This window comes from Pseudorhodoplanes sp. (assembly GCF_035565855.1).
Classification (GTDB): Bacteria; Pseudomonadota; Alphaproteobacteria; order Rhizobiales; family Xanthobacteraceae; genus Pseudorhodoplanes.
Genome location: NZ_DATMRX010000091.1, coordinates 1 through 4,496 on the forward strand (window position 1 = coordinate 1; position 4,496 = coordinate 4,496).

Below are 4,496 nucleotides of genomic sequence, written 5' to 3' on the forward strand. Positions count from 1 at the left end.
ATTTGTCGACGAGGCGCGCGGTGTGCGCATGATACGAGGTGAGCATCACGATCGGGTCGCCGCCCTTGCGGGCGCGGATATCCGGCGCTGTCAGGCGCCTGATCTCTTGCTGGACAGACACTGGCATATACTCCCGGCGGGCCGCCGGGGCGGCCCCTTCACGGATGCGGGGTTAGCGGATTAGGCCCCGATTGGGAAGGCCGTCCCCCGCAGCGCATGGCTGTCATTGCAAGGGCGACAGATCCCTGGTTGCGACATAGCCGAGCGGCCGGCCCTCACGCGCCACCAGTGTCCAGCCGGCCTCGCTGCGGACCAGTGTCACCGGCGTCTTCTGGTCGAGCTTGCGCACCCGCCGCGATCCCGACACGGGCGCCACCACGAGGTCCGCCGCGGCGGCCGCGACCTGATGTGTCGGCGACTGCGGAATGGCGATCTCGGCCGGGCCGCCCTCGACCACGCGCAGGCTCCTGGCCACCGGATAACCGCCGACCACGCGCACCTGCGGCACCTGACGCTTGCCGAACACCTTCTCACTGAGCGCGCTGACCTGGGCGTGCACATAGGCCGCGAGCTCGGGCACCTCGACGGTGCCGTTGCCATTGCCGTCGGCCGCGCCGATCGCGTCCAGGAGGTTGTAGGTGAACAGCCCGTGCCCCCGATATCCCTCGAACGCATCGCTGGTGTCGCTGGTCGCGGTCAGGATGTTACGCCCGGTCGCGCGCACCAGGCGCTCGCTCGCGGCGCTGCGTTCGAGTGCGCGCGTCTCCGCGCCCTCCTCCGCGAGTGAGCCGCTTTCGCAGGTATCAAACAGGAGAATGCTCTTGCGCGCCGCGATGGACGCGAACCAGCGCTGCCATTCCTCCTGCGCGATGCCCTGCTCGATAATCGACGTCTCGTCGCCCAGCTTGAAATCCTGCGGAATGAAGTAGTACCGGCCATTCAGCGTCTTGCCGTGTCCGCCGATGAAGAAGACGAAGACATCGTTCGGCTGGATTTCACCCGCGAGCTTCTTGAAGGTTTCGTCCAGCCGCTCGCGCCTGACGTCTGCATCCGTCAACAAGGACACGTTGACCGTGTCGTAAAGTCCTTCTCCTGCCTTGGAGAGCGCCTGCGCGAGCGCGGTCGCATCCGGCACCGCGTATTTCAGGCGGATGTCCGGATTTTCATATTCGTTCAGGCCGACCGCCAGCACGAACATGCGCGGCTTTCCAGCCGAAGCCGGCGCCGTCGCTGTGACATTCGCGCGCGCGGGCACCGATGCGACGAGATTTTGCCGGTTGTAGGCAACGACTTCGATGTCGTTCTCGCCCTCTTCCAGCGCCAGCCTGCGCGTCAGGCGCAACGGCTGCCCGGGAGTTGCCGCCGCAGCCTCGTCGACACCGACCGTCACGCCGTTGACACGCCACTCGGCGCGGCCGATGCCGCCCCCGGTCTCGGACAGTTCGATTTCGGCGTCGGCCCGGTCGGCCGCGATACTGGCCCTGTTGGCCGGTGCGACCAGCCGCACGCGCGGCGCATCGCCGCTCGCCAGCACCTTGTCGAGATCGAGCCGCGCCGCCGCCTCGCGCACAAGCCCGCGTGGATCGCCGGCGAGTTTCTCGCGCACCAGATCGGGCCGGTACAACGGCTGGAAAAGCTGTTCGAGGCCCGTGGTCTCAAACCCTCTCACGACATGCAGGAGTTCTGCGCCCTTCTCGGATGCGGCGAAAAACCCTTCGGGGGTGACGGTCACCCATTCCCCGTCACCCGTCTGCAAGGAAGTGACGAGCTTCGTTCCGCTTTCGACGTCCCAGGTGGTGGTCGTGTTATTCTTGTTCCCTGCGATGAGATACCGGCCGTCGAGTGAAAAGGCGATCGCCTGGGCGTCGCCCGAATTGCCCTCCAGGACCCGCAGCAACCTCGCCGTTCGCAGGTCCCATATGTTGATTCTGGAACTTTCCTGTACGCTTGCAGCCACGAGCCGGCTGTCGGACGAAATCGCGATTGCGCCCGGCCTGTTGGAGACATTCGCCCGGAAACCATGCACCAGCTTGCCGGAGTCAGCGTCCCATAACGCAATGATTGCGCGGTCGCCGTCGCGATAGAAATCCTCGTTTCGCTCGGTATACGAATTGACGATCCAGCGACCATCACGAGAAATCGCGCTGTGCGAGGCGTCGTACTGATAGCACCAGCCGTTGACGTTTCGCTGCGGGATTTTGGTTCGCAGGCGGCCCTCACGGACATCCCAGACCAGAATCTCGCATTCGTCGTGCCCGGTCGAGATCAGCAGCCGGCCATCACCGGTGAATGCCAGCTTCGGCACCAAGACCCTGTTGGGCCTTATGGCCAACGTGCGATGCAGCCGCCCGCTCACCGCGTCCCATATTTTGATCGACGCCTTGTCGTCGCCGCTGATGGCGGCCATCCACTGACCATCCCGTGATGCCGCCGTCTCCGCCAGCGTAATCTCCGATTTTTTCGCCGCGATCTCGAGCTCGTGGATGGCGCGTCCACTGTCCAGTTCCGAAACCGTCGCAGTCACTTTCTCAAAGTCGTAAGTGACAAGAAGGGTACGGTCGGCACCATTCACCATGAAGTTCTTTTGCACGAATGTCCGGGCCAGTTCGACCGACCGCGCCATTTGTCCTGTCTTTATATCCCAAAGGCTGAACTTGCCGGTGCTGCCGGCAACGATCCATTCGCCGTCGGATCGGGCTTCCACCGAAGAGAGGCTATGTGGCTGGTAGAAATCTTCCTTCGATCCAACGCGAAGCTCGCCGGTTTCGACAAGCGTTGTTTTCAGCCGCGATTGAAGGTCTATCGACGCCAGCACCGTGCTGTCGCGGTTGAATCTAAGAATGTACTGTGCCTTGAGAATGCCGGGCTTGCCGGGACTGGGATCTGACGTACGCACGAGCCGGCCCGTTGCAACATCCCACAACTTGATCCCGTCGCTGTCGGATGTCGCAATCCACTGGCCATTGGGCGAAAAGACGGCGTGTGCGTGGGCAGAGCCGTTGTGGTTCAGGGATCGCACCAGACGCCCGTTTGATGCATCCCATATTTTGGTGATCTTCCTGTATGGATCCGTGGTGGCGATAAAACGCCCGTCCGGCGAAAACGCCATGCGATATACGCCGCCTTCGTGCGCGTTGGGCACGCTCCAGACCGTCTTCCCGGTCGCGATTGACACCAGCCTCACGTCGTGGGCGGCGCTGGTCCTGGTGGTTTTTCCGACCTGGACGATTGCAAAATGCTTTTCGTCGGGCGAGAGCGCAAACGACTCGATCAGGAAGAGCGGATACTTCCGTTCGACCGTTCCCGCGGGAAAATTCCAGCGAATAATGCCGCCGATGACATGCGTATAGGCGGTTTGTTCGTTGCGCGTCAGGACCAAGTCGCTGAATACCGAAAAGCTCTTCATCTCCCCGGCGCAACATTTGACGCTGCGCAAAATGCGCCCTGTCGCGGAGTCCCAGACATTCATGGTCTGGTCCTGTGAGATCGACACGATCCGATTGTCGGTGGTGACTGCGACCGATGAGACCGCCTGGGTATGGCCCTCCAGCGTGCGGATCAGCCGCCCTGTTGCAGTCTCCCACACCTTGATCGTGCCATCGCCCCCGGCGGTCACGACCCTTTTTTCGTCGTGTGAAAAAACGAGCGCGTGGGTACGCGAATGATAGGCATTGGCGGTGATCACCGGCGGGGCGTCGCTCTGGGCGCCGGCGGGATTAGAAGAAAAGGCAGCACAGCACGCGAGAACGAGCAGCAATCGCTTCAAGCACGTCATTGCGAGTCAAGTCGTCATTGCAAACCGGTCTTCCGGCTTCAAACCTTAGATCAAGCCGGAGACTTATCAACCATGAACTTGCCCGCGTAGGGACGAAGCGACTTTATCCTCCGCGCGCCCAGCTAGATCACCGGCACGCCGATGACCAGCGGATGGAACAGCAGCACAAGGGCGATATAGGCCACCGTGCCGACCACCACCCCCACGAGGTCGCTCGGCCAGCCGCCCTGCCTGATTTGCTGCCCGCCGGGATCGGTGCGGCGCTTGAGCGAAATGCGGTCGAACACCGCCCAGGCGAGGATCTTTCCGAACAGGATGATGGCGCCGAGGTCGCCGTTGGCGATCAGATGCGCGAAGGCCCAGAGCTTCACCCCGACCAGCATCGGATGCTCGAGCACCCGCTTGATATTGCCGGGGATATAGGCGGCGACGATGCAGATCACCGCGATGTGGACGAGCAGCAGCGCAAGGGGCGCGTCCAGACCGGCGGGTACCAGACGTTCACCCATTCGTCGCGCGATGGGAAGTGTTAGGCATCCGAGCGGGAGAAGCTAGCGGCGGCGAGGCTCTGCCAGAAACCATTAACGAGCGCGCCGCTACGGTCCGTTCCGGCCGCCCATGACGGCCGCAGGCGTCTCGGCAGGAGCTGGTGCCTGTCGCATCGCTGCCGGGGGGAATGCGCCGCGTGACCGATCTGTTCGTCAGGAAATCCTTCACCGAC

At 62.9% G+C, this 4,496-nt stretch carries 1 protein-coding gene and 2 pseudogenes; all 3 read right to left on the reverse strand.

From position 1 onward, the window contains the following. Positions 1-121: pseudogene (locus tag VN004_RS05055) on the reverse strand (3-methyl-2-oxobutanoate hydroxymethyltransferase); the annotation flags it as partial. 102 nt (positions 122-223) lie between these two features. After that, positions 224-3,775 (reverse strand): caspase family protein, encoded by a 3,552-nt coding sequence (locus tag VN004_RS05060; protein ID WP_325607645.1) that lies wholly within the window; start codon positions 3,773-3,775, stop codon positions 224-226. 122 nt (positions 3,776-3,897) lie between these two features. Further along, positions 3,898-4,283: pseudogene (locus VN004_RS05065) on the reverse strand (NnrU family protein); the annotation flags it as partial. Positions 4,284-4,496: the final 213 nt, after the last annotated feature.

What these genes read in the sequence shown, in the direction of transcription:
- VN004_RS05060 (WP_325607645.1), bottom strand. Translation starts at nt 3,775, where the DNA reads ATGACGTGCTTGAAGCGATTGCTGCTCGTTCTCGCGTGCTGTGCTGCC.